This is a genomic window from Clostridium senegalense JC122 (assembly GCF_000285575.1).
In the GTDB taxonomy this organism is placed as follows: Bacteria; Bacillota; Clostridia; order Clostridiales; family Clostridiaceae; genus Clostridium_J; species Clostridium_J senegalense.
The window spans coordinates 83,814-108,212 of record NZ_HE611055.1 but is presented as its reverse complement, the minus strand read 5'-3'; the positions used below and the strand labels follow the sequence as shown (position 1 = coordinate 108,212).

The window sequence follows — 24,399 nt, the reverse complement described above, 5'->3', positions numbered from 1 at the left end:
CACAAAGGGATAAAACCTCTTTAGATACAGAAGAAATTTTATAAAAATCTAAATTACCTTCAGTTTTTAGCAATGATAAAGGCTCTTTTTCATTAGTCACTATAATTTCATCTACATAAGCTCTACCATTATAATAATCATTAAAAGCTTCAAGAATAATTATATTTGAAGTTTTTTTAGTGATTTTAAAAGGTCCACAACTTACTAAAGTTTTATTAGCTATATATGTTTTTTTTCATAGATAGAACAAGAAGGCTGAGTTAAATTTTTAAGAAACCCAGAGTAAGGATTGTGCAATGTTATCATAATGGTGTATTTATCTAAAATTTTAATTCCACTGATATCCTGTGCTTTACCATTTCTAAAGTCATCTGCACCTTCTATTGGACTAAGCAACCAATAATTAGATGAGTTAGTTTTTGAATTATACAAACGTTCTAATGAAAATTTAACATCTTCTGATGTTAAAATGTTGCCATCATGAAATTTAACATTATCTCTAAGTTTAAAAGTCCAAGTAAGGTTATCTTCATTTAAATACCATGTTTTAGCTATACCTGCGGTAATGTCACAATGTTGTCTTTGAACTAATAATTGAGAACAAATATTAAAGCCAAGAGTAGCTTGATCTACACTATAAGCTTTAGCTGCATCTAAAGGTTCATCATTAAAATTAAGTATAGTTTTAATAGAGGTTTTAGGTTTATTTAATATACAAATATCTTTATTTTCTATGTTTTCACATAAGTTTATAAATCCATCTACTGAAGTTTTAGCAAATTGAGAATTTACTATGGCATTTTCCACAAGAGAAAAAGTCTTATCAGAAACTTCTCTCATATCATTTGTACAAGATGATATGTAATCTATTGATTTTAACTGCTCTTCAATAGCATTATTTATTTCTTTAATGATAGATTCAGTATTATTAGTTGCAGTAGAAATATTATTAAATGATGATGTTGTTTTTTGTGCTAATTCTATACCAATATTAATTGAATTATCGCTATTTTTTATAGTTTTCATAGTATTAGATACACTAGAATTTATATCTAATATTATATTTTCAATTATTTCAACAAAATCTTTGCTTTTATTTGCTAATTTTTTTACTTCAGTTGCAACTACACTAAAACTTCGACCATGTTCACCTGCTCTAGCAGCTTCTATTGAGGCATTTAATGAAAGTAAATTGATTTGATGAGAAATTTGTTTCATTTGAATAAGAATATCATTTATATTAGTAATTTTCACGTTTAAGTTACTTACCTCTGATTTTATTGAATCAACAGATTTTATTATTTCAAACATAGAGGTTATAGTTTTAGATATAGAAGACATGCCATTTTCTACAGTTTCAATTGTTACTTTTGATTGTTCACTTGAAGAATTTATACTAGCAGATACTTCTTCTGCCAATGACGCATAGTTTTCAAATTCATCAATAACTTTAAGAATTGATGATGATTGTTTATTAACAGCATAATTTATCTCAGAAATAGATTTAATAAGATTATCTATTGAATAATAGGTTTCATCTACTCTTTTATTTAACTTCATTAAAGAAATATTTTGATTATAGGAGGAAAAATCAAATTTTTCATTATCAATAGTAATAATATTACAGCCCTCACTATTAGATTTTTTATTTTTTTAAATAACATAATGACCTCCATAAATTTAGTATTTATTGAATAAGATGAGATTTCTTAATAAAATATTAATGTTAAATTTATTAAAAATTTACAAATCATACTAATTAAGATTATAATAACATTTTATGAATTATTCAACTATACAAAATATTTAATTTATTTTGAAAATAAAAAAATATATAAAATTTTAAATTATATATTAGTTAACATTAATATGTTTTAAATTTATACTTTAAAATTTAAAATAATATAAATATAGGTTAAAATATTAAGTATTAATTAGATTTAAGGGGTGAAAGATTTGAAGACTATATTATGCGTAGGCGATAGCATAACATATGGATATGGAGTAATTTTAAAAGAAAGTTGGTTTTATTTAATAAAAAATAAATATAAAGAATGTAAATTTATAAATTCCGGAATTAATGGAGATACAACAGTGGGAATGATGAATAGATTAACATCAGAAATAAATTTGCATAATCCTAATATCATTATTATATTAGGTGGAAGCAATGATTTTTTATGTAATAGAAAAATTAGTGATACTTTAGATAATATAAAAATAATTATTAAAGAATCTTTAGAAAAAGGAATAATACCAATAATACTTTCTCCACCTAAAATGTCAGAAAATATGGCAATTGAAAAATGGGATTGTTATTGCAATTATAAAGATATAAATTATCTTATTGATGATTATGAAAAAAACTAAAAAGTATTTGTAAGGAAAACTCTATAGAATTTGTAAATTTGACAGAAAAATTTAATAATTGTAACGAAGAATTATATACAGACGGAGTACATCTAAGTTATAAAGGTAACTGTATTGTGTATGAAAGCTTATTAAATGGTTTAAAAAATATATTATAATAGCACAATTATTTATTAATATGTGTTTTGATTAAACTAAAAAGTATACATTAACAAAATTATAGGCTAAAATTAAAAATTTGGAATAAATATTAAAAGGGCTTATTAAGCCCTTTTAATATTTATTCATTAATTTTAAAATTTGATATTAGATCATTTAAAGTGTTAGAGATATTATTTAAATCTTCTGCTTGTATTGTTACTTCTTTAAATTTACCCTGTTGTTCTTCACTAGATGCATTAACTTCTTCAGTTGAAGCGGCAGCTTCTTGTGAAACAGCAGATATATCTTGAAGATTTTGTATAAAAATTTCTTTAGAGTCGTTAACTTTTAGTATAGCTTCTGATGTGAAATTAATTTTTTCTTTTAAAGCATCTATAGAATTTGTAATTTTTTCAAAACTCTTAAAAGTATCTAAAGTTTTTCCAGAACTAAGTTCAATTATCTTTTGAGAAGATGAAATTTCATTATTTACAGATTTTATGTTACTTAAGTTTTCTATAATAACTTCTTCAATTTCTTTAGCAGAATTACTAGATTGTTCTGCTAAAAGTCTTACTTCATTAGCAACAACTGCAAAACCTTTTCCTGCCTCCCCAGCTCTAGCAGCTTCTATACTGGCATTTAAAGATAAAAGATTTGTTTTATTTGTTATATCTTTTATAGTATCTAAAATTATATTAATTTTTTTGGAATTTTCTTCAAGTAAAGATGCTTTATCAACTACAGTATTTATTGAAATAGTATTTTTACCATACATATCTTTTAATTCATTCATAATGGTTTTTCCATTTAGTATTGCATCTTCTGCTTCATTACATTTTGAAGATATATCTTTTGCATAGCTTGATATATTATCAATTTCACATCCAAAATTTTCAGAGGCATTTACGCTATTTTCTAACATAGAACTTTGACAAGTAGCACCTTCAGTTATTTGGCCAATAGCACTAGCAATATCATTATTAGAAGAATTTACTTCACTTATAATGTCTTTAAAATTTAATGATGCATTAAGAAGATAATTAGATATTTTATGAGTTTCTTTTAAGACTATAGTAATATCATCTATCATTAAATTTATAGAGTGACCAATATGAAAGAAGTCATTGATTTTAATATTGTCTGTATCAATTTTTTCAGTGAAATCTCCATCTTTACATTTTAATACAATTGATGTTAAATTAGATATAGATTTTTTTAATACTATAGAAGTTAAAATTATTATTATAATAGAGCATATCAACGTTAAACATACTGTTATAATAACATTTAATATTGATTTGAAAACTACACTATTTATCTCCTCTTTTGATATAAAACCATAAGTTGTATAACCTAAAGATTCATCTACATGTTTTTCTACTACATATTTTTTATTTTCTATAGTTAAAACTGAACTATCTTTTATGTTAGGCAGTTTTTTACCCCAATCAGTTTCCTGTAAATTTACTTCCATTAAATTTTTATTACTACTACCAAGTACAGATGAATCTTTATATGTAACTAAAGAAAATCCATCGGTTCCTATTGGTGTTTCGGATATATTTTCACAAACTTTATCTAATAAAATATCTATACCTAAGCATCCTAAAATATCACCTTTTTTATTTTTGATTTGTTTTGAAATAGTAATGTTTTTTAATCCATTTACGCCATCAATATATGGAGGAGATATTACCAATGTATCAGAATCCATAGCGCTTTTATACCAAGTTGTCTCCAGTGGCTTGAAGTTTGAAGTATCTTCTAAAGGGTAGGAGGTAAATCTACCTTCTGTGTCACTGAAATATACAAAGGATACTGTTTCGTTATTATCTTTTATATTTTTAAAATATTTGAGTAATTTATCATAACTCTTACTGTTTATATTATCTAAAACATATTCATCATTAGAAAGTGAATTTATTAAATTAATATTTATGTTTACAAGTGTAGAAATATTATTAGAAATAGAATTAATACTGTTAGAGCTTTTAGCTAAATAAACATTAGATATGTTATTATAATTATTTTTTAAATTACTAAATCCTAGTATTACTATAGGAATAATAGAAGTAAAAATCATTAATATTAATATAGCTGATATTAAACTAATTTTTTTGTTATACATTTTTTCTTTTTTGAAATTTTTCCCCATAAATAACCCCTTACTTTCAAATTATTATATTTAAAAAATCAACTATGCTCAATGAGCTAGATTTATCTTTTGTAAAGCCATAACATCATGATAGATAATGTATTAAGTAACATTAAAAATATTTATTATAAAGCTTTAATCTTCCCAAAGAGTAGGGAAGCATTTAATAAAAAATAATTAAAATAAATTAACATGTGATAATGATTTTAATAGAAATAAAAGATTTTAAAATAAATCCTTCTTAGTTAATTATCAAGTAATTATTGATTTACTTTAGATATTAATTAAAATTTTATACCATATATTTATATTACCATTAATATATGTAAAAATCATTGACTAAAAAGTTGAAAATTGTAAAAAAACACGACATTATGAGGTATATTTTATATTAGTTTTAATGGTATAATAAGTTGAAAAATATGTATTTGTATATGGAAAAACTGTTTAGTTAATTCAAATGTAATAGTTTACTTAACGTATTCAAATAATCTTGAATGGATTAGTAATAGTAATATTGGTATAAAAATTATTAAAATAATTGCAATTTATTTTAAATATGATAAAATCTATTAAATACAAAAATTGAATGAAGGAGATGATTATATGGGAAATATAGCAGCATTTTTTGATATAGATGGAACTATTTATAGAGAAGGATTAATAACAGAAGTTTTTAAAAAATAATTAAGTATGAGCTTGTAGATGAAAAAAAATGGTATAGAGAAGTTCGTCCAGCATTTATTAAATGGGATAAAAGACAAGGTGATTATGATGAATACCTTATAAAAATGGTTGATATATATATAGAAGCAATAAAAGGTGTGGACAGGCATCATATAGAATATATAGCTAAAAAAGTTATAGAACAAAAAGGTGATAGGGTTTATACTTTTACTAGAGAGAGAATAAAGTGGCATAAGGAGCAAGGACATAAAGTAATTGCAATATCAGGTTCACCAATTGAACTTGTAAAAGAAATGTCAAATAAATATAATATGGATGATTATAAAGGGTCTATATACTTAAGGGATGATGATGACAATTATACTGGAGAAATAATACCAATGTGGGATTCGGAAAGTAAACAAAATGCTATAAAAGAACTAACAGAAAAATATGATATAGAGCTTGATAAAAGTTTTGCGTATGGAGATACATCAGGGGATTTTACTATGTTTAAATCAGTAGGTATTCCTTATGCAATAAATCCAACAAAAGAACTTTTAGCAAAAGTGATGGAAAACGATGAAGTTAGAGAAAAAATAAAGGTTATAGTTGAACGTAAGGATGTAACATATAATCTGGATATTAATAATATACAATTTTTATAAAAAATATAACAAAACTTTTATTTATGGTGTAAATCCATCGTAAAAAATAAAAATAGATGTATTGAGGAGAAACAAAATGGAAAAAAATTCGAAAGTTAATGAAAATGAAAATATTGAAATAAATCATAGTCATGATCATAGCACAAGTGGAGTTTATCAAGGGGAAAGAAAAAATGGAAGAAGACATGGATTTGGTATTTTTACATATGCAAATGGGACGAAATACATTGGTTATTGGCATGAAAGTAAAATGCATGGAGAAGGCACTATGATTTGGACCAATGGAGAAAAATATATAGGGAGTTGGAAAGAAGATTTAAAAGATGGGTACGGCATATATTATTGGTCTGATGGTGAAAGTTATATAGGTCAATGGAACAATGATGATAAAGATGGTAGTGGAATATATTTATGGGAAAATGGAGATAAATATACAGGAGCTTGGAAAGATGATAAGCAGCATGGAGACGGAATATTAGAAACAGTAGAAGGAGAAAAATATATAGGTAAATGGTCTAATGATAATGTAGATGGTGATTTTACTATAATAGATGTAAATGGTAATGTAAAACATTGCACTTTTAAAAATGGAATTAAAATAGATTAATAGTGAAAACACATTTAGAATTATAAAATATCTAAATGTGTTTTATTTATAAAAAATAATATTAATAAATAAAAAATCCACTTGAAAAATTTTTCACAATGATTTAAAATTAATTTGAAATATTAAAACTATATATTAAAATAAAACGATATATTTGAGAAGAGGTATGTAATAATGAAAAAAGTATTAGATTTTCATAAAGAAGGATATAACTGTTCTGAATCTATAATCAAAGCAATAAATGAAGAAAATAATTTAGATATTCCAGTATCAATAGCAACTCCTTTTGGTGGTGGTATGTCAGTTGGAACAACTTGTGGTGCAATTACTGGCGCAATGATGGTTTTAGGGGCAACTAAAGGAAGAGAAAATGCTAAGGATCCTAATGAAGCTAGAAAATACGGAAGACTTTTAATGAATAAAATAAAAGAAGAATATGGAACTTTTGATTGTATAGAACTTAAAAGAAAAGGTGTATCATGTGATGAAATAATAGAATATTCATATGATGCATTAAAAGAAATTATGAATGAAAAAGAAAATTAATATAAAAATAGGTCGTCTTAATAAGATGACCTATTTTTAGTTGAATTTTTAAATTTAAAAATTCATATTAAATTCACATTGAATTCATTTCACTTATAGATAGACTTTCTAATATGTATTTGTAAGCAAATATGGGACAAAATAAAAAGGAGCGAAGAAATGAATTTTTTGTTTAGAGCATTTTTAAATTTAAAAGAAAAGAAAGTAAAATCTTTAATTTTATTTATTATTACATTAACAGTTTGTGTAGTTGTATTATCAGGTATAGCTATACAAAGTGCAGCAAAAGCTTCACAAAAATTAGCAAGGGAGAGTTTAGGCGCTACAGTATCATTAAAAGTTGATTCAGAAAATATGAGAAACAAAATGTCAAATGAAAGTAGTAATGAAGATAAAAAAGTAAGAATGAAAAGTACACCAATAAATATATCAGATGTAGAACAATTGGCTCAGCTTCAGCATGTTAAGTCATATAATTTAATAAGTACAACTTATGTAAATGCAGATAGTTTTGAACCAATAGTTAGTGAAGAAAGTGAAAATGCAAATACTAACAATGAAACTAATAATAATGATATTAAATTTAATGAAGGTCATAGTCAAGGAAAAGGGATGAGTTTTGGAGATATAAATTTACAAGGTGTATCTGATGCATCACTTGTAGAAGAATATGAAGATAATGAAATTACTTTAGTTGATGGTAGAATGATTACAACTACAGATATAGATACTAAGGTTGCTATGATAGAGGAAACTTTAGCTAGTGAAAATAACCTTAAAGTTGATGATAAAATAACAGTTTCTAAGAGTAATGATTCAACTATTACCAATGAGTTGGAGATTATTGGTGTATTTAAATCTAATGAAGAAGTCACAACAGAAGGATTTATGAGTCCATCAATGAGTCCATATAATAAAATATATGTTCCATATACATTCGTAAATATATTTAAAGGTGAAGAATATACTGGAAAAGCAGATAAAGCGGAATTTCAAATAGATGATCCATTAAATGTTGAGAGTTTTGTAAATGAAGGAAATCAATTAGATATAGATTTTGAAACATATACTTTAGATGCTAATAGTAAGACTTATGATAAAATGGTAAGTTCTATAGAATCAGTTGCATCATTTGCTAGAATAACATTATATATTGGAGTTATTTCAGGTGCTGTGATATTAACACTTATAATAATGCTTTCTATAAAAGAAAGAATTATGGAAATTGGTATATTAATGTCTTTAGGTGAGAAAAAATTTAAAATAATAAGTCAATTTATTAGTGAAATATTAATTATATTAGTATTAGCAATAGGAATTTCAGGAATAGTAGGTAATAAAGTAAGTAATGTAATGGCAACAAACCTTTTATCTAATCAAATTGAGACAAGTAGTAGTACAAATAAGGGTATAACAGGAATGGATAGTGAGATGAAAGATAAAGCTGGTATGATGAGGGAAGAGAGCAGTGTAAAAACTATTGATAGTATGGAGATTGAAATTACTATAATAGATTTCGGAAAAATGTCAGTAGTGACAATCTTAATAGCGATAGTATCTATCTTAGTACCATCTATATCTATTATGAGACTTAACCCTAAAAATATATTAAGTAAACATCAGTAGACAACTATAAACTTAGGAGGAAACTACATGGAATCATTATTAAGACTTGAAAAGGTTAGTTATAATTATGATAAAGAAAAGGAAATTATAAAAAATTTAAATATTTCTTTTGAAAAAGGAAAATTTTATACTATAATAGGACCTTCAGGATCGGGAAAAACAACATTTTTATCCTTAGTTTCAGGATTAGATAAACAGGATGAAGGAAAAATTTTTTATAAAGAAAGTGATACAAGAAAAATAGGTTTGGATAATTTTAGAAATAAATATGTATCTATAGTTTTCCAAGGATATAATTTGCTCAATTATATGACGGCATTACAAAATGTAGAAATGGCAATGTCTATAAGAGGATTAAAGTTAAAAAATAAAAGGCAAGAATGCCTTTCAATGTTAGAAAAGGTGGGGATAAGTGAAAAAGAAGCAAATCAAAAAGTTTTAACTTTAAGTGGAGGTCAACAACAAAGGGTAGCAATAGCAAGAGCATTAGTTTCAAAAACAGATTTAATTATAGCAGATGAGCCAACAGGAAATTTAGATGAAGTTACAGCTAATGAAATAGTAAATTTGTTTATAGAAATAGTTAAAAAAGAAAACAAATGTCTTATTATGGTTACACATAATAATGAAATAGCGCGTAAATCGGATATTACTTATAAGCTTTTTAATAAAAATTTGGTGAAGGTTTAAAATGCGTTTATATAAGTTAAAAAGAAAAATAATTTTGATAATATTATTAACTTCATCTCTAATAATATTATTCAAATTTATTATTATAAATAGTACATATTTAGCTGCAGAAAAAAATTTATCTGAAAATCCTATATTTTCAGTGGAAAATGCTTTGAAACAATATGAGATTTCATCAAAACAAAGTGTTAAACTTGATGTGCCATTAGTGAGTCAATTACCAGAGTTGCTTTATGGTTGTGAAATAACTTCTACAACTATGATGCTTAACTATAATGGGATTAACGTAGATAAACTAACATTAACAAATGAAATGAAAATAGACACTACAGAAATTGTTAGAGATGTTGATGGGACAATAATATCATGGGGAAATCCAAATGTAGGATTTGTAGGAGATGTTACAGGTGAAGAAGCAGGATTCGCCATTTACCCTAATGCAATGATAGAATCTTTAGAAAAATATATAAATCCAGTTGATTTAACTGATGAACCATATTTTAAGTTAGAAAAATATTTAAGTGATGGAAAACCAGTGGTAGTCTGGATAACATCGGATTTTGGGAATCCTACATTAGATGCTAGTTGGATTGTTGATGGAGAAGAAATAACTTGTAGTTTTAATCAACATACAGTATTGTTAACAGGATATGATAAAGATTATATATATTATAACGATCCATTAACTAATGAAAAAAATAGAGCTGTAGATAAACAAGTATTTATTAAGAGTTGGCAAAGTATTGGAAGTAAAGCTTTAAGTTATGAATAGATTTTAAGTTAACTAAAATTGAATTAATAAAAATTATACTAAATAAAATGATTTAAAAATAACCTAATTATATTTAATATAAAATATAATTAGGTTTAATAAATTTAACTATGGAGGATAGTGTGGAAAAGTATATTTTAGTTGTAGAAGATGATCTGCAGATACAAGAATTAATCATAGAATTTTTAAAAAGCGAAGGTTATATAGTAGATGCTGCTAATGATGGAATAGAAGCGTATAAAAAAGTGAAAAATAGCAGTTATAATCTGATTATACTGGATGTGATGATGCCTAACATGGATGGGTATACTTTGTGTAAAATGATAAGAGAGTTTTCAAACATTCCAATAATATTTCTTACTGCCCTTGAAAGTGAGTTCGATGAAATAAAAGCATTTGATCTTGAGTGTGATGATTTTATAACTAAGCCATTTTCTTTTAATATACTAATAAGAAGAGTTGAAGCTGTGTTAAAAAGATATAATAAGTTACACATAGAAAATAATATTACTTTTGAAAATTTAAAATTAGAATGTGATAGTTATAAAGGCTATTTTAAAGAAAAGGAGATAGAGTTAACACTTAAGGAATTTAATATTTTAAAAATGCTTATAGAATATTATCCTAGAGTAGTAACAAGAGAAATATTAATGGATAAAGTATGGGTATATGATTATTATGGGGATATGAGGGTAATAGACGCTCATATAAAAAATATTAGAAAAAAAATAGATGCAAAGTATATAAAAACTATAAAGGGAATTGGATATGTATTGGGAAAATAAATGGAACAATGTGAATATAAAGAAAAAAGTGTTCTTTATAACAATAGCTATAATTACAATAACATCATTAGTGGCATATATATTATTATACTTTCTATTACCGCAGTTTTACAATATATATAGAACTTATAAAGTAAATAATGAAATTTTAAATACTGTAAAAACTTTAGAAAATAATAAAGATATAGACATTGATAATTTATTGGATAATTTTACATATAAAAATAATGCTATGGTTTTACTAAAGACTATTGATGGTGAGATAGTTTATTCATCTAATAAAGGTTTAAGCAAAAAGGAAGCTATGCATGAAATATCAGAATTTGAAGATGAGATAAGTGAAGAAAGTGATAAATTAGATAAAAGAGAAGAGAGACCGAAAAAAAAATCACATTCTATGTTACAAGTGGAAAAAAACTTTAATTTAAAAAAGTTAAATATGGAATGTGTATTAATAATAATTTACTCTCCAATGACAAGTGTTCGAGAAATGTCTAAAATGATTCTGTTATTCTTACCATTTATGGTAATGATAACATTAATTATAGGAATTTTAGCTTCTGTAATTTATTCAAAAATAATGGCTTCTCCCCTTATAAGAATAAATAATATTTCAAAAAAAATAGCTAAATTAGATTTTACTGATAAATTAGATTATAAAGGAAATGATGAAATTGCACAATTATCTACTAGCATAAATGAAATGAGCTATAATTTGCAAAAATCTATTGAAGAGTTAGCAAATACTAATATTCAATTAAAAAATGATATAGAAAAAGAAAGACAATTAGAGAAAAGAAGAAGAGAATTTTTAACTACAATATCACATGAATTAAAATCACCTATAACTATTATAAGAGGGCAAGTTGAAGGAATGATATATAATATTGGACCGTTTAAAGATAGAGATAAATATCTAAAACAATGTTTAAGTACATTAGATCAATTAAAAGAATTAGTAGGTGAAATTTTACTTTTAAGCAAATATGAAAATTATGATTTTAAGTTAAATATTGAAAGAGTAAACTTAACTTTAATCATAAAAGATATAGTTAAAAATCAAAAATTTTTTATAGATGAAAAAGATATTTCTACTATAATAAATTTAGAAAATGAAATATTTGTATATGGAGATAAAAAGCTTATAGAAAAAGCCTTAACTAACATTATTAATAATGGAATTAAGTATTCTAAACCAAAAGAAAAATTAATATTAAATTTAAAAAGAAATTCAAATTGTGTAGAATTGATAATTAAGAATACAGGAGCACATATTGAAATAGAAGAAATAGAACAGGTTTTTAAAGCATTTTATAGGATAGAAAAGTCTAGGAATAGAAAAACTGGTGGAAGTGGATTAGGGTTATATATTGTAAAAACAATTTTTGATATGCATAAAAAATACAATATTTTTTAACAAGCGAAAGTAATTCTGTAATATTTAAAATTATTTTTCAAGATTAAAATAAAGCTACTTTAATAATAAAAATTATTATTAAAGTAGTTTTTATAATTAAAAGTAAAATAATAATATAATATTATTTTACTTTTAGCTTCATTAAATGATTAAAACTTGATATATTATAAATTGTAACTTATTAGTAAATAATATAAAATTTTGTTGAGATGGGAGCGAGAAATTATGGGTGTTAAGTTAGATATAATTTCAGGATTTTTAGGTGCTGGTAAGACTAACCTTATAAAAAAATTATTGAAAATAATTTTCTAAATGAAAAAATAGTAATTATAGAAAATGAATTTGGTGAAGTAAATATAGACGGTAAATTTTTAAAAAAGGATAATATAGATATAAAAGAAATAACTGATGGTTGTATATGCTGTACTTTAACAGAAAATTTTAAAGATTGCATAATAAATGTAGTAGAATCATTTACACCGGATAGAATAATTATTGAACCTTCAGGGGTTGCTCAGTTATCAGATATATTAAAAATATTTAATAATGAAAAAATAAATAGTATGGTTAATGTAAATATGATTATTACTGTAATTGATGGGGAAAATTTTAATGAATATGTTGAAAATTTTGGAGCATTTTATAAAAATCAAATTATTAATTGCAAATCTATTGTTATAACCAAGTGTGAAAATATATCTCAGGATAGGATAAAAAAGATTAAAGATGATTTAAAAAATATAAATTCAAATGCTAATATAATATGTAATTCAGATAGTGTACAAGGAGAAGAGATTATATTTTGGGGAGAAGATAAAAATGATTTTTCAACTATAAAATACATAAAAAAACCTAAAAAAATACATCAATAAAAATAAAAAACATTATAGGGTGAATGTAGAAGAAAAATTTGAGAACGTATCTTTTAAAACTAATAAGTTTTTTACAGAAAAGCAATTAGAAGATATTATGAAAAAATTAAAAGATAATGAATTTGGAAATATAATAAGAGCAAAAGGAATTGTTAAAAGTAATAATTGTAAACAATTAAAATTTGATTATGTATTAAAAAGTTTTAACATCGTACCATATAAATTTAAGGAAGAGGGAGTTATTTGTATTATAGGTAAAAAACTAAATAAAGAACTATTATATAATTTTTTTAGTTAGACTATATAAAGTATGATGATAAAAAAGAAGTTGAATAAGTTATTTTCAACTTCTTTTTTACATTCAAAACAAGTATGGATTTAGAATTAAATGTAAAAATATAAAATTAAATAAATATTTTAATATATGTAAGTTATATGGTAGAATAAAGTTGAATTTTCAATTTATTTAAGTGTTAAGTTTTTAGGTTAAAGGGGTATTTTTGTGTTATGGTGAATTAAATTAAAAAAGGGGAGAAGTAATATGGGATTAAAAAACATTAAACTGAAAAACGCAAACATAAAATTTCAAATGACATTTGTTATATCTATGGCATTCTTTTTAATACTTATGTTTATTTTATTTATGGTAAATTATATGTCAAATAAAATAATATTAAAGAGTGATTTAGACAATATGAGCAATATAATAATACAGAATGCTGGACTTGTTTCTAGGGATGTTAATGAAAATTTTCAAACAGCAAAATTATTAAGTAATAATAATTTAATCAATGACATGAATATTCCTTTTGAAAAAAAACTCGAAACTTTAAATGATTTTACAGAAAAAACAAAAGCATTAACAATAGGAATTGCAGATTTAAATGGTATTTATCAATCAACAGATGGTCAAAGAAATTCTAATATAAGTGATGAAGAATTTTTTAAAAATGCATTAAAGGGAGAAGAAACTTTAGTAGAACCAAGGTTTATAAAAGAAATAAATGAATATGTGGTAATATATTCAGTTCCAATCAAATGCAAAGAAAAAATTGTTGGCTGTCTATTGTTTAATGTAAACGCCAAGGATATGTCAAATAATATTGCAAAGGTAACATTAAAAGGCGAAGGAACAGCATTTATATTGGACAAGGAAGGAAACTCAGTTGCTAGTGCCAATTTTGATGATGTAATAAATAAGCATAATGAAATAAAAAATTCAGAAAAAGATGAACTTTCAAAAAATGTAGCAGAGATACATAAAAAGATGATAAAAGGAGAAACAGGTATATCTAAATATAAATATGGCATTGATAAATATTTAGCTTATGCACCTATTGAAAATACAAATGGCTGGTCAGTTGGTATTTTAGTAGAAGAATCTATAGTTTTAAAAAGTTTAAATAAATTAAAACTTGCGCTAGCAATAAGTGTATTAATAAGTTTATTATTATCTATAATATTAAGTTTGGGAATTTCAAATAAGTTTTCTAAGAAATTAGTTAAGGCAAAAAATAAATTATCACTTTTATCACAAGGAGACTTTACTTTAACTATAGATGAAAAGGATATTAATCAAGGCGATGAGATTGGAGATATATATAAAGCTATAAATAAAACTAAAGAGTCTGTAGGTGAAATTTTAATTTCTATAAAAGATAGTTCCAATATAATAACAGAACATTCAAAAGAATTATCAGCAGTATCAGAGGAGATGGTATTGTCATCAGAAAATATAGCTAGTGCGATACAAGAATCGGTAAAAGGTAATGATAATCAATGTTCAGGGTTGAACTATATAGATAATATAATGAATAATTTTAGTGAAAAAATAAATATAATGATTGAAAATATAAAAAATATAAATGCAGTTTCTACAGAAGTTGTAAATAAAGCTAATATTAGTAATAAAGATATGAAAAATTTATTTGGCTCTATAAATGATTTTGATGATATATTTAAGAAATTTTTAGTTACTATTGAAGGTATGAATAGTAAAATAGATTCGGTAAATAAAATAACATATGTTATAAATAGTATAGCAGAACAAACTAACTTACTAGCATTAAATGCAGCTATAGAAGCAGCTAGAGCAGGAGAGGCAGGTAAAGGCTTTTCTGTAGTGGCTGATGAGATAAGAAAACTTGCAGAGCAAAGTAAAGATTCTGTAGTTGAAATAAGTAATGTTATAGACGGTGTTTTGGATGAAAGTAAAAATATTATAAGTGAAACTAATATTTTAGATAATAAAGTTCAATTACAAAAACAAGCTATTGAGAAGGCAATTTTTTCTTTTGAGGAAATATCTAAATCTTTAGGAGAAATAAACCCTATTATAAAAGATACTTATAATAATTCTAATAATATAAAAGAGGATAAAGATGATATAATTATAAAAATAGAAAATTCAACTTCAATATCACAAGAGATATCGGCAACTACAGAGGAAATATCAGCATCAACAGAGGAGTTTAACAGTTCCAGTGAAGAAATAGCCAATTCAGCTAGTAATTTGTTTAAATTGACGGAAGATTTAAATATTAAGTTGAAAAAATTTAAAACTGAAAACAGATAAAATAAAAATAAAGTATTAACTAAATTAAAAATTCAGTTAATACTTTATTTATTTTATAAGAAATTAAATTTATATAATAAAGTTGTCCTTTAAATCCACATATCTCCAATGGTTAGCTACTTTAACAGGAATTAAATCTGCGTTAAATTTCCCTATGTCATTAAATTTAGGAGGAATTATAACATTTCCATTTATGTCAAGGATGCCCCATAGGTTATCTTCTAATACTGCTAAATAATCTTTGTTTAAGTATTTAATTCTGGAATATTTAGGCTCTATTATTATTTTTCCATCTTTATTACAGACACCAAATTTATTATCTAGTTTAATATATATATAATTATTGAGTTGTTGATTATAAAGTTCTATATAAGAAGAGTAAAAGTCTTCTATAGTTATATCATAATTTTCTGGTAATAAAAATTCAGGAGAAGAATTTAATTCATCATATTTGATTGGAAGAATTTCTTTACAATCATTTGAAACATAGCCTGTCTTACCATCCTTTTCTATAATAAAATTATTATTAAAAAAATATACACTATTATATTTAAAATCACTAAGAATAGTTCCTTTAGTATTAGCTAATGCCCACATAGAAGAATTTTCACTTATGGCAAAAGTTTCATTATTTAAGGGAGTAGCATAATTAAAAGTTGGTTCTAAAAGTTCTTTTCCATAGGAGTCTAGTAATCCCCATTTATTATTGAGCTTAATCAGAAATGTAGAAGAATCAGAATTATCTTTAAAATCATAATCAGAAGATTCATTATAAACAATTTCTTCATATTTAGGTTCTACTATAAAATCTCCACTTTTATTGATAACCCCCCATTTATTATTGAGTTTAACACTAGCTAAATTACAGGCGTTAAAATAAAGAGCATTTTCAAATGTAGGTTCTATTAAAATATTGCCATCTACATCAATATACCCATATTTACCATTACATGAAAAAATAGAGATATTATCAATGAAGTTTAGTGGTGTGTCGGAAAGTGATTCTAGTTTTTTATTAGTATTTAAATTTAGAATGCCGTATTTATTATTAACCATAAAACATACTAAATTAGATTTAAATGAAATGTCAGAATAGATTGGATCTAATATGGTATCTCCAGTATAAGTAAATAAGCCTAATTTATTTCCATCATTAACAATTAATACATCTGAATCTATATTAGGAGTTATTTCGTCAAACATAGGAAATATTGTGATTTTGCCATCATAAAATAATCCTAGTTTATTATCTTGTTTTACAATAAATGAATTATCTTCATATGTTGGTATTACATTTTCATACTCAAAATTTAGTATAATAGTATCATTTTTATCTATGCATCCCCATAAATTATCTTTTTTAACCCAAGCAAATTTATTCGAAAAATTAAGAGCATCCTCATATTTGGGATTAATTATAAAGCTACCTTCTTTATTTATGTAACCAAACTTTTTATTTGTTTCCACACGAGCTATATCATCTTTAAATTCAAAGGCATTTTCAAAGTTGTAATTTTTATTTTCACATCCATAAAGAAGTGTTATAGAAAAAATAAAGAAGAAAGTAATAAAAATTTTGTTAAGTTTCATTATATCACCTCTAAGTACATTTAAAATATTTACAGTTAAAAGTATTATAACATGGAAGATAGAAAAAATTTCAAATGTTTTGAATTTTTGTGTGAAATATTGTATTATTACATGGATAGATTATAACAATGTGAAAACTAGGGAGGAAATAATTTATGATGTATAATATGCCATTATATAGACCACCAAGTGAAGCATACAGCTTAATTATTCAGGTAACTTTAGGCTGTTCTCATAACAAATGTAATTTTTGTAGTATGTATAAATCTAAAAAATTTACTATAAAATCCTTGGAGGAAATAAAAAAAGAAATAGATATATTTAGAAATATATATGGAAAGGTTGAAAAAATATTTTTAGCAGATGGAGATGCACTAATAATTCCTATAGATACTTTAAAGGAAATACTTAAATATATAAAAAAGGTTTTTCCAGAATGTAAGAGAATTACGTTATATGGTTCGCCTAAATCTATATTATATAAAACTATAGATGAACTTAAAGAATTAAAAGAATTAGGATTATCTATGATTTATATGGGAATTGAAAGTGGAGATAATTTGGTACTAAACTATATAAATAAAGGTGTTGCTTCTAGTGAGTTATTAAATGCAGGGTTAAAAGTAAAAGAAAGTGGAATACTTTTATCTGTAACTGTGATTGCAGGTATTGGAGGCAAAGGTAGAACAATAGAGCATAGTATAAACACGGGAAAGCTTATTAGTGATATTAGTCCTGATTTCTTAGGTGTTCTTAGTCTTATGATAGAAGAGAACACAGAACTATATAAAGATATTAAATGTGGGAAGTTTTTAGTCTTATCTGATATAGAGGTATTAAAAGAAATCAGAAATATTCTTCAAAACATAAACTCAAAAGAGAAAATTGTATTTAGATGTAACCATGCATCAAATTACTTACTATTAAGAGGGGATTTACCAAAAGATAGGGAGAAATTAATAAGAGAAATTGATAATGCATTAGAAAATAGAGATATAAGGGATGAAGTAGAGAGAATGCTTTAAAGTTTAAAAATAAAAATGTAGAAAATTTTATGGCTGTAGAAATTAATGAATTAATAGAAGATAAATAAATATTAGCTGTTTTAAAATAGGAGTTGAAACTTATTTTAAAACAGCTTTTTATTTTAACAAATAAAGAATATTCGGCATAATATAAAAGGAAAATTCTTAATAAAGAAAAATTAAAGCTAATATTTTTATATTAGGAATCGATAGTTAAAATGATGATATAAAATCAAAATTATCGAAATTTTCAAAATGGGAGGTTGGAATTTATTTTTTAGTTTAATATGAGTTTCCATAATAATTTATTTAAATTAAACATCTTAATGGATAAATGTTAAGAAACTCTAGATAAAGATGGAGGGGCTTAAATGAAAGGAAAACATTTAAAAAGTATTTGTTTCATAGTAGTTACAGCAGTAATTACCGTAAATTCAAATTTTATAGTTTTAGCAAAAGAAAATAATGAACAAAAGTACAAAGAACCGCAAATACAAAACGAGGCTGTATCAGAAAAAAACATGGATAGTGATGAGTGTTATGGATTCGAACATTTTAAAAATACAGCTGAAGCAGAAAATGATTATAAAGATCAAATAAAAGGAAAGTTAGATTCAACTTATGATGAAAATGAAAATTTAAAAAAATATAATTTAAAAGCAAACAGCAATTATACAATGAAATATTTAAATACACTAGACTATAAAACGCTAGTAGAAACAATATCAAATTGTAATTGGTATGAAATAGAAGGATTATTTCAATTTACTGATGATTCTTATGAGTTTTATAAAGATAAAAATCGTATGGAAGCATTAATAAATGCATTAGGTGAAAAAGGAAAGATATACACTGCAACAGATGACAAAGGTATACCTACAATAGTAGAAGTTTTAAGATCAGGGTTTTATTTAGGTTATTATAATAAGCCTTTAAATGAACTTTATGAATTAAGTTATAGACAAAAATGTATTCCTTCAATGTTAGAAATCCAAAAAAACAGCAATTTTAAACTAGGAGAAAGTGGTCAAAATGAAACGATTAAATCACTTGGAATGTTAATAGGAAATACCACTTGTAATGAAGAAATTGTAAATAATTTTACTAAGATAATTAAGCAATATAATGAAAATAGAAATGTATATATAAAAGATATTTCAAAATCGAATGCAGTATTTGAAGTGGTAAAAGGAGTAGAATATGAATTATCTTCATATTTGTATAATAATAATGGTGACATAAGTAATGCTCCTTGGAAAAATAGAATAGATAAATTCATAGATGAAGTATCAAAATTTATAAAGGATGAAAATGTAACAGAAGAAAATAGTTGGTTAATTAATTGTGGAATATATTTAACGGGAAAATTTGCTAAATTTTACAGTAATCCAATAGAAAAACAAAAGGAAGTAGAAAATGTTTTAAATGTTTATCCATATTTAGGAGAACAGTACTTTAAAGCTATAGAATCAATTCAATATGATTTTAATGGAATTTTAAGTACAGGCAAAACAATTGATTTAGAAAAAATAAAAGAAGATGGAAAGAAATATTATTTGCCTAATACCTATACATTTGAAGATGGTAAAATGATAATAAAAACAGGAGATAAAGTAACAAAAGAAAAAGTGGAAAGGCTTTATTGGGCATCTAAAGAAGTTAGATCTCAATTTCATAGAGTAGTTGGAAATGATAAAGAACTTGAACAAGGAAATGCTGATGATATATTAACTATGGTTATTTATAATAGCCCTAAAGAGTATAAGATGAATTCATCTTTATATGGATATAGTACTGATAATGGTGGAATTTATATAGAAGGAATAGGAACATTTTTCACATATGAAAGGACTGTTGATGATAGTATATTTAGCTTAGAAGAACTTTTCCGTCATGAATATACACATTATCTTCAAGGTAGATATTTAGTTCCTGGATTATGGGGTAGAGGAGATTTTTACAAAGAAAAAGATTCAAGACTAACATGGTTTGAAGAAGGAACAGCGGAATTCTTTGCAGGTTCAACTAGAGAAAATAATATACTTGCTAGAAAATCTCAAGTTTCAGGTTTAGATAGCAATCCATCGAATAGATTCACTGCAGAAAAACTATTTAATTCTAAGTATGGATCTTGGGAGTTCTATTATTATGGGTTTGCATTTTCAGATTACATGTATAACAATAGAATGGATGTTTTTAATAAGTTTATAAAAACTATTAAATCAAATGATGTAAAGGGTTATGATGATTATATAGCAACTTTAAGTTTAGATAATGATATAAATAATCAATATCAGTCTCATATGGAGAATTTAGTGAAAAATTATGAGAATCTTACAACACCTTTAGTTTCAGACGATTATCTAAAAAATCATAGTGATATAAATTCAAAATTAATATACTCTAATATAGAAAAAATCTCTAATATTAAAAATACTACAGTTAATGAAGAAAAAGGACAATTTTTCAATACTTTTACTTTAAGAGGAACTTATATAGGTGAGAAATCTTATGGTGAACTTGAAGATTGGAAAAAAATGAATGAAAAGTCTAATGATTTTGTGAAAAAATTAGGTGGTTTAGAATGGTCAGGTTATAAAACTATAAATTGTTATTTTGTAAATCATAGAGTTAATAGTCAAGGTCAATATGAATATGATGTTATATTTACCGGCATATTAGGGGATGGAAACATTAGTAACAATCCACCAACAGCTAATATAGATGGTCCTAATGTTTGTAAAGTAGGAGAGACTATTACACTTTCTTCAAAAAATTCCACAGATAGTGATGGAAAAATAGTAGAATACTTTTGGGATTTTGGAGATGGAAATACATCTAATGAAGTAAATCCAACCCATGTATATAAAAAAGAAGGCACATTTAATATAGTTTTAAAAGTTAAAGATGATAAAGGTGCATTAGGAGAAAAAGTATTAACAATAAAAGTTGAGAAAAAAAATATAGATGAAGAGGATAATATTGATTTAGAACCTAATAATAATTTTAAAGAAGCAAATTTGGTACCAAACTTAAATAAAAGTTATAAAGGGTCCTTATTAGGTAATGATAATGTTGATGTATATTGCTTTAAAGTTGAAAATCCAGATAAATTAAAAATTGAAGTTAATAATTTAGATAATATAGGTATGAATTGGACATTATTTAATGAAGAAAATCTAAATGAATTTGTAGCTTATCCAATGGATGATAAGTTAAATGGAGAATATGAAGTAACTAAGCCAGGAATGTATTATATAAATATTTATAAGTATGATTATGAAGATGGAAAGTATGAGTTTAAAATATCTAGTGAATTTAGTAAAAATATAATTATGGAAAGTGAACCTAATAATGATTTTCAAAAAGCTAATATGGTGGAATTAAATAAAATTATAAATGGAAATTTAAGTGATGATGATAATGTAGATATTTTTAAATTTCAATTAGATGAGGATAAAGATATAAATATAGTTTTAAATAATATGAACAATATAGGCTTAAATTGGTTACTTTATAAGGAAGAAGATTTAGATAACTATGTTTCATTTGCTCAAATAGATAACAATATTTATAAAAATTCATATAAAGCAACTAAGGGTAAATATTATTTATATGTATATAATTTTTCAAAGGATAACGGAAAATATACTGTGGAGATAAATTAATTTTATTAACGATAAAAGACCAAAATTAATTAATTTTGGTCTTTTATTTTAAATAATAAAATTAAAGTTTTTGGACATTAATTGCCATAGGCCCTTTAGAACCTTCTGTTATATCAAATTCAACCTGTTCCCCTTCATGTAAATCTTTATCGTTTCCTTTTTCTTTTACTTGTGAATGATGAACAAATATATCATTTCCATTATTTGCAGAAATAAATCCATATCCTTTTGAATTATCAAACCATTTAATAACACCATTATACATTGTCATTTTAACGCTCTCCTTTAAAATTAAATTCAATAACTAGTGTTTGCAAATATAAGGAAATTATACTAAAAGTATAATTTTTTTATAGAATCAATGGTTTCATCATTATTATTTGGAACTTGTTTTAATGAGTATCCTAGTAATAGAGGAGATGTAACAAAACGTGGTGTAATTTTACAAATTATTTCCTCATGCCAACAGTAAAAGAATAGATTAAAACTATCACAGTTCGATCTATAATTATTTAAAATATAGTGAACAACCTTTTGTACGTTATCTGCAAGGTAATCTATATCTTCAATATCTTTTATAATAACATTAAATTCAGTAAAGCAAGTTAATGGCTTATCTGATAAATTAATTTCACAATGTTTATCTTTATGGATTATATCTCCACGAAAATATATGTCTTTTAAAGTATCTTCATAATCTATATCATTAAGACCTATTATTTGCATATGAGGGTGTTTTAAGCTTCCACCAGATAAAGGTCCATGATTTTTATATAAAATTACAGATTTAAATTTGTTACTTTCTCTTAATTTAAACCAATGCTTAATTGCAAAATCAAACAACTTTCTTATATGTTCTTTAGAGTAAAAGGACATATTTAAATCACATTTATCACTTTCAATTATTACTAATTGTAATGAGTTTTCAAGGGTAGGGTATTTATTCTTTAAAAGAATAATATCTTCATCCTCATCTAATATATTGCTTAATTTAGATTTATCACAAAAAGGGCAAGATATATTCGATTTATTTATGTTATTAGGCTTACTTGCACCTATACTGTATAGAAAATTTATATATTTATCGTCGTTCATATTGTCACCTACTTATAAAACATTAAATTAAATAAACAAAATTATATTTTGATACATGTTAGAGTTTATTCAATTAAAAATCGACTTAGAGTTTATAACATTTTAAGTACTTATTTATACATTATAACATAAAAGAATGAAAATAGTGTTAAGGTAAAAGATTAAAAAGGTAATGAAAAAAGACATGTTTTAAACTAATATTTATTAAAAATTAATGTTATTTTAAGGTTTATTAAAGATATAGTAAAGGTTTATACAATATAATGTTAATTACAATGTATGTTATAGAAAATTATTAGAATAAATATATGAATTAAAATTGAATTTTAGGCATTTGAGGAGGTATAAAATATGAAACGAACTGTGATAATATCAAGTTTTATTATATTAGTTATAATTATAGGAGGGATATTTGGAATAAATAAAATTATAGAGTATGCTAATGAAAAAGTGAAAGAAGCTAAGAGTAGTGATATAGTATGTATAACACCAAAGGAATTAAGTGAAGAAATGTCAATTAAAAACAATAAAAAGTTTTATAAAAAGGTTGTTGAAGTTAAATTAAAAGTTAAAAGTACAAAAAATAAGAGAATAATTATATCAAGTGAGGGAGAAGAGGATATAGCTATAGGATTTCAAAAAGGTGTAAATATTTCAAATCTAAAAATTGGAGATATAATAAAAGTAAGAGGATTTACAACACCTAAAAATAAAAAATGAAAAATTGTAATTGGTGGAGCGGTGCTTCTAAGTGAATAAAAAATTTAAAATATTTTGTAATATAATAAAAAAGTATGATTGTTATTTCATTCATGCTTTTTTGTATTAAATAATTAATATTAATTTTTTTATTAAAAACATTATTATAATGACTTATTTAATGTATAATATATTAAATAATAGTTAATTTTTTGTACTATTTCCTGTTAATTTTTAAATTATAATAAAATAGGTTTACTATTTCTTAATTATAATTTAAATTAATAGTAAAAGATATTTAAATTAAAAGAATTTTTTGAGGAGCTTACATGTAAATGATAAAATGCAGTATCAATATTAAAATATAAAATCGAATCAAATGTGTAAATATTTAAAAATTAGGTCTAGGGTATATCCTCTTATAAATTT

19 protein-coding genes and 1 pseudogene are annotated in these 24,399 nt (G+C 24.2%); 15 read left to right on the top strand and 5 right to left on the bottom strand.

Features of this window, described 5'->3' with window-relative positions; all coding sequences use genetic code 11:
• Positions 1-219: 219 nt before the first annotated feature.
• Complete coding sequence (locus tag CSGHG_RS17875) at positions 220-1,560, bottom strand: methyl-accepting chemotaxis protein (protein WP_010299166.1); 1,341 nt, start codon at positions 1,558-1,560, stop codon at positions 220-222.
• 396 nt (positions 1,561-1,956) lie between these two features.
• Between CSGHG_RS17875 and CSGHG_RS21355 the strand changes: the two genes are divergently transcribed.
• Positions 1,957-2,370 (top strand): GDSL-type esterase/lipase family protein, encoded by a 414-nt coding sequence (locus CSGHG_RS21355; RefSeq protein ID WP_010299162.1) that lies wholly within the window; start codon positions 1,957-1,959, stop codon positions 2,368-2,370.
• Positions 2,371-2,650: 280 nt separating this feature from the next.
• On the opposite strand, the gene CSGHG_RS17860 is transcribed toward CSGHG_RS21355, so the two are convergent.
• Complete coding sequence (locus tag CSGHG_RS17860; RefSeq protein WP_010299160.1) at positions 2,651-4,669, bottom strand: methyl-accepting chemotaxis protein; 2,019 nt, start codon at positions 4,667-4,669, stop codon at positions 2,651-2,653.
• Positions 4,670-5,275: 606 nt separating this feature from the next.
• On the opposite strand from CSGHG_RS17860, the pseudogene CSGHG_RS21350 reads away from it, so the two are divergent.
• The 11 genes and pseudogenes from CSGHG_RS21350 (at position 5,276) to CSGHG_RS21335 (ending at position 15,893) form a co-directional block, all read left to right on the top strand.
• Positions 5,276-6,003 (top strand): annotated as a pseudogene (locus CSGHG_RS21350) (HAD-IB family hydrolase).
• A gap of 76 nt (positions 6,004-6,079) precedes the next feature.
• Positions 6,080-6,610, top strand: a complete 531-nt coding sequence (locus CSGHG_RS17850; protein WP_010299156.1) for an MORN repeat-containing protein — start codon at positions 6,080-6,082, stop codon at positions 6,608-6,610.
• Between the two features lie 174 nt (positions 6,611-6,784).
• On the top strand, positions 6,785-7,156 hold the full coding sequence (locus CSGHG_RS17845) for a C-GCAxxG-C-C family (seleno)protein (protein WP_010299154.1): 372 nt from the start codon (positions 6,785-6,787) through the stop codon (positions 7,154-7,156).
• Between the two features lie 159 nt (positions 7,157-7,315).
• On the top strand, positions 7,316-8,782 hold the full coding sequence (locus CSGHG_RS17840) for an ABC transporter permease (protein ID WP_010299150.1): 1,467 nt from the start codon (positions 7,316-7,318) through the stop codon (positions 8,780-8,782).
• 27 nt (positions 8,783-8,809) lie between these two features.
• On the top strand, positions 8,810-9,472 hold the full coding sequence (locus tag CSGHG_RS17835; protein ID WP_010299147.1) for an ABC transporter ATP-binding protein: 663 nt from the start codon (positions 8,810-8,812) through the stop codon (positions 9,470-9,472).
• A 1-nt stretch (position 9,473) separates the two neighbouring features.
• Positions 9,474-10,244 (top strand): C39 family peptidase, encoded by a 771-nt coding sequence (locus CSGHG_RS17830; RefSeq protein WP_010299143.1) that lies wholly within the window; start codon positions 9,474-9,476, stop codon positions 10,242-10,244.
• A 122-nt stretch (positions 10,245-10,366) separates the two neighbouring features.
• Positions 10,367-11,029, top strand: a complete 663-nt coding sequence (locus CSGHG_RS17825; RefSeq protein ID WP_010299141.1) for a response regulator transcription factor — start codon at positions 10,367-10,369, stop codon at positions 11,027-11,029.
• A complete protein-coding gene (locus tag CSGHG_RS21345) occupies positions 11,013-12,446 on the top strand; it encodes a sensor histidine kinase (RefSeq protein WP_010299138.1) in 1,434 nt (477 codons plus the stop codon). The genes CSGHG_RS17825 and CSGHG_RS21345 overlap by 17 nt, the downstream gene beginning before the upstream one ends.
• A gap of 290 nt (positions 12,447-12,736) precedes the next feature.
• Entirely contained in the window at positions 12,737-13,318 is a 582-nt protein-coding gene (locus CSGHG_RS22875; RefSeq protein ID WP_081496348.1) for a GTP-binding protein, read from the top strand.
• A 19-nt stretch (positions 13,319-13,337) separates the two neighbouring features.
• On the top strand, positions 13,338-13,616 hold the full coding sequence (locus CSGHG_RS17805) for a GTP-binding protein (protein WP_026022441.1): 279 nt from the start codon (positions 13,338-13,340) through the stop codon (positions 13,614-13,616).
• A 243-nt stretch (positions 13,617-13,859) separates the two neighbouring features.
• Entirely contained in the window at positions 13,860-15,893 is a 2,034-nt protein-coding gene (locus tag CSGHG_RS21335; RefSeq protein WP_010299131.1) for a methyl-accepting chemotaxis protein, read from the top strand.
• Positions 15,894-15,962: 69 nt separating this feature from the next.
• Here the strand turns inward: CSGHG_RS21335 and CSGHG_RS17795 are convergent, their stop codons facing one another.
• Positions 15,963-17,483, bottom strand: a complete 1,521-nt coding sequence (locus CSGHG_RS17795) for a WG repeat-containing protein (protein WP_010299129.1) — start codon at positions 17,481-17,483, stop codon at positions 15,963-15,965.
• Positions 17,484-17,641: 158 nt separating this feature from the next.
• Between CSGHG_RS17795 and CSGHG_RS17785 the strand changes: the two genes are divergently transcribed.
• Entirely contained in the window at positions 17,642-18,508 is an 867-nt protein-coding gene (locus CSGHG_RS17785; RefSeq protein ID WP_042317097.1) for a radical SAM protein, read from the top strand.
• 371 nt (positions 18,509-18,879) lie between these two features.
• On the top strand, positions 18,880-22,176 hold the full coding sequence (locus CSGHG_RS17780; protein WP_010299125.1) for a collagenase: 3,297 nt from the start codon (positions 18,880-18,882) through the stop codon (positions 22,174-22,176).
• 61 nt (positions 22,177-22,237) lie between these two features.
• Here the strand turns inward: CSGHG_RS17780 and CSGHG_RS17775 are convergent, their stop codons facing one another.
• Positions 22,238-22,447 (bottom strand): cold-shock protein, encoded by a 210-nt coding sequence (locus CSGHG_RS17775; protein WP_010299124.1) that lies wholly within the window; start codon positions 22,445-22,447, stop codon positions 22,238-22,240.
• Positions 22,448-22,509: 62 nt separating this feature from the next.
• Positions 22,510-23,271, bottom strand: a complete 762-nt coding sequence (locus CSGHG_RS17770) for a DUF4931 domain-containing protein (protein ID WP_010299122.1) — start codon at positions 23,269-23,271, stop codon at positions 22,510-22,512.
• Positions 23,272-23,622: 351 nt separating this feature from the next.
• On the opposite strand from CSGHG_RS17770, the gene CSGHG_RS17765 reads away from it, so the two are divergent.
• On the top strand, positions 23,623-23,991 hold the full coding sequence (locus tag CSGHG_RS17765; protein ID WP_010299120.1) for a hypothetical protein: 369 nt from the start codon (positions 23,623-23,625) through the stop codon (positions 23,989-23,991).
• Positions 23,992-24,399: the final 408 nt, after the last annotated feature.

Bases quoted from the DNA above. Each gene is read 5' to 3' on its own strand.
- CSGHG_RS17875 (WP_010299166.1), bottom strand. From the start codon at position 1,560: ATGAAGTTAAATAAAAGAGTAGATGAAACCTATTATTCAATAGATAAT.
- CSGHG_RS17860 (WP_010299160.1), bottom strand. From the start codon at position 4,669: ATGGGGAAAAATTTCAAAAAAGAAAAAATGTATAACAAAAAAATTAGT.
- CSGHG_RS17850 (WP_010299156.1), top strand. From the start codon at position 6,080: ATGGAAAAAAATTCGAAAGTTAATGAAAATGAAAATATTGAAATAAAT.
- CSGHG_RS17845 (WP_010299154.1), top strand. From the start codon at position 6,785: ATGAAAAAAGTATTAGATTTTCATAAAGAAGGATATAACTGTTCTGAA.
- CSGHG_RS17840 (WP_010299150.1), top strand. From the start codon at position 7,316: ATGAATTTTTTGTTTAGAGCATTTTTAAATTTAAAAGAAAAGAAAGTA.
- CSGHG_RS17835 (WP_010299147.1), top strand. From the start codon at position 8,810: ATGGAATCATTATTAAGACTTGAAAAGGTTAGTTATAATTATGATAAA.
- CSGHG_RS17830 (WP_010299143.1), top strand. From the start codon at position 9,474: ATGCGTTTATATAAGTTAAAAAGAAAAATAATTTTGATAATATTATTA.
- CSGHG_RS21345 (WP_010299138.1), top strand. From the start codon at position 11,013: ATGTATTGGGAAAATAAATGGAACAATGTGAATATAAAGAAAAAAGTG.
- CSGHG_RS21335 (WP_010299131.1), top strand. From the start codon at position 13,860: ATGGGATTAAAAAACATTAAACTGAAAAACGCAAACATAAAATTTCAA.
- CSGHG_RS17795 (WP_010299129.1), bottom strand. From the start codon at position 17,483: ATGAAACTTAACAAAATTTTTATTACTTTCTTCTTTATTTTTTCTATA.
- CSGHG_RS17785 (WP_042317097.1), top strand. From the start codon at position 17,642: ATGTATAATATGCCATTATATAGACCACCAAGTGAAGCATACAGCTTA.
- CSGHG_RS17780 (WP_010299125.1), top strand. From the start codon at position 18,880: ATGAAAGGAAAACATTTAAAAAGTATTTGTTTCATAGTAGTTACAGCA.
- CSGHG_RS17775 (WP_010299124.1), bottom strand. From the start codon at position 22,447: ATGACAATGTATAATGGTGTTATTAAATGGTTTGATAATTCAAAAGGA.
- CSGHG_RS17770 (WP_010299122.1), bottom strand. From the start codon at position 23,271: ATGAACGACGATAAATATATAAATTTTCTATACAGTATAGGTGCAAGT.
- CSGHG_RS17765 (WP_010299120.1), top strand. From the start codon at position 23,623: ATGAAACGAACTGTGATAATATCAAGTTTTATTATATTAGTTATAATT.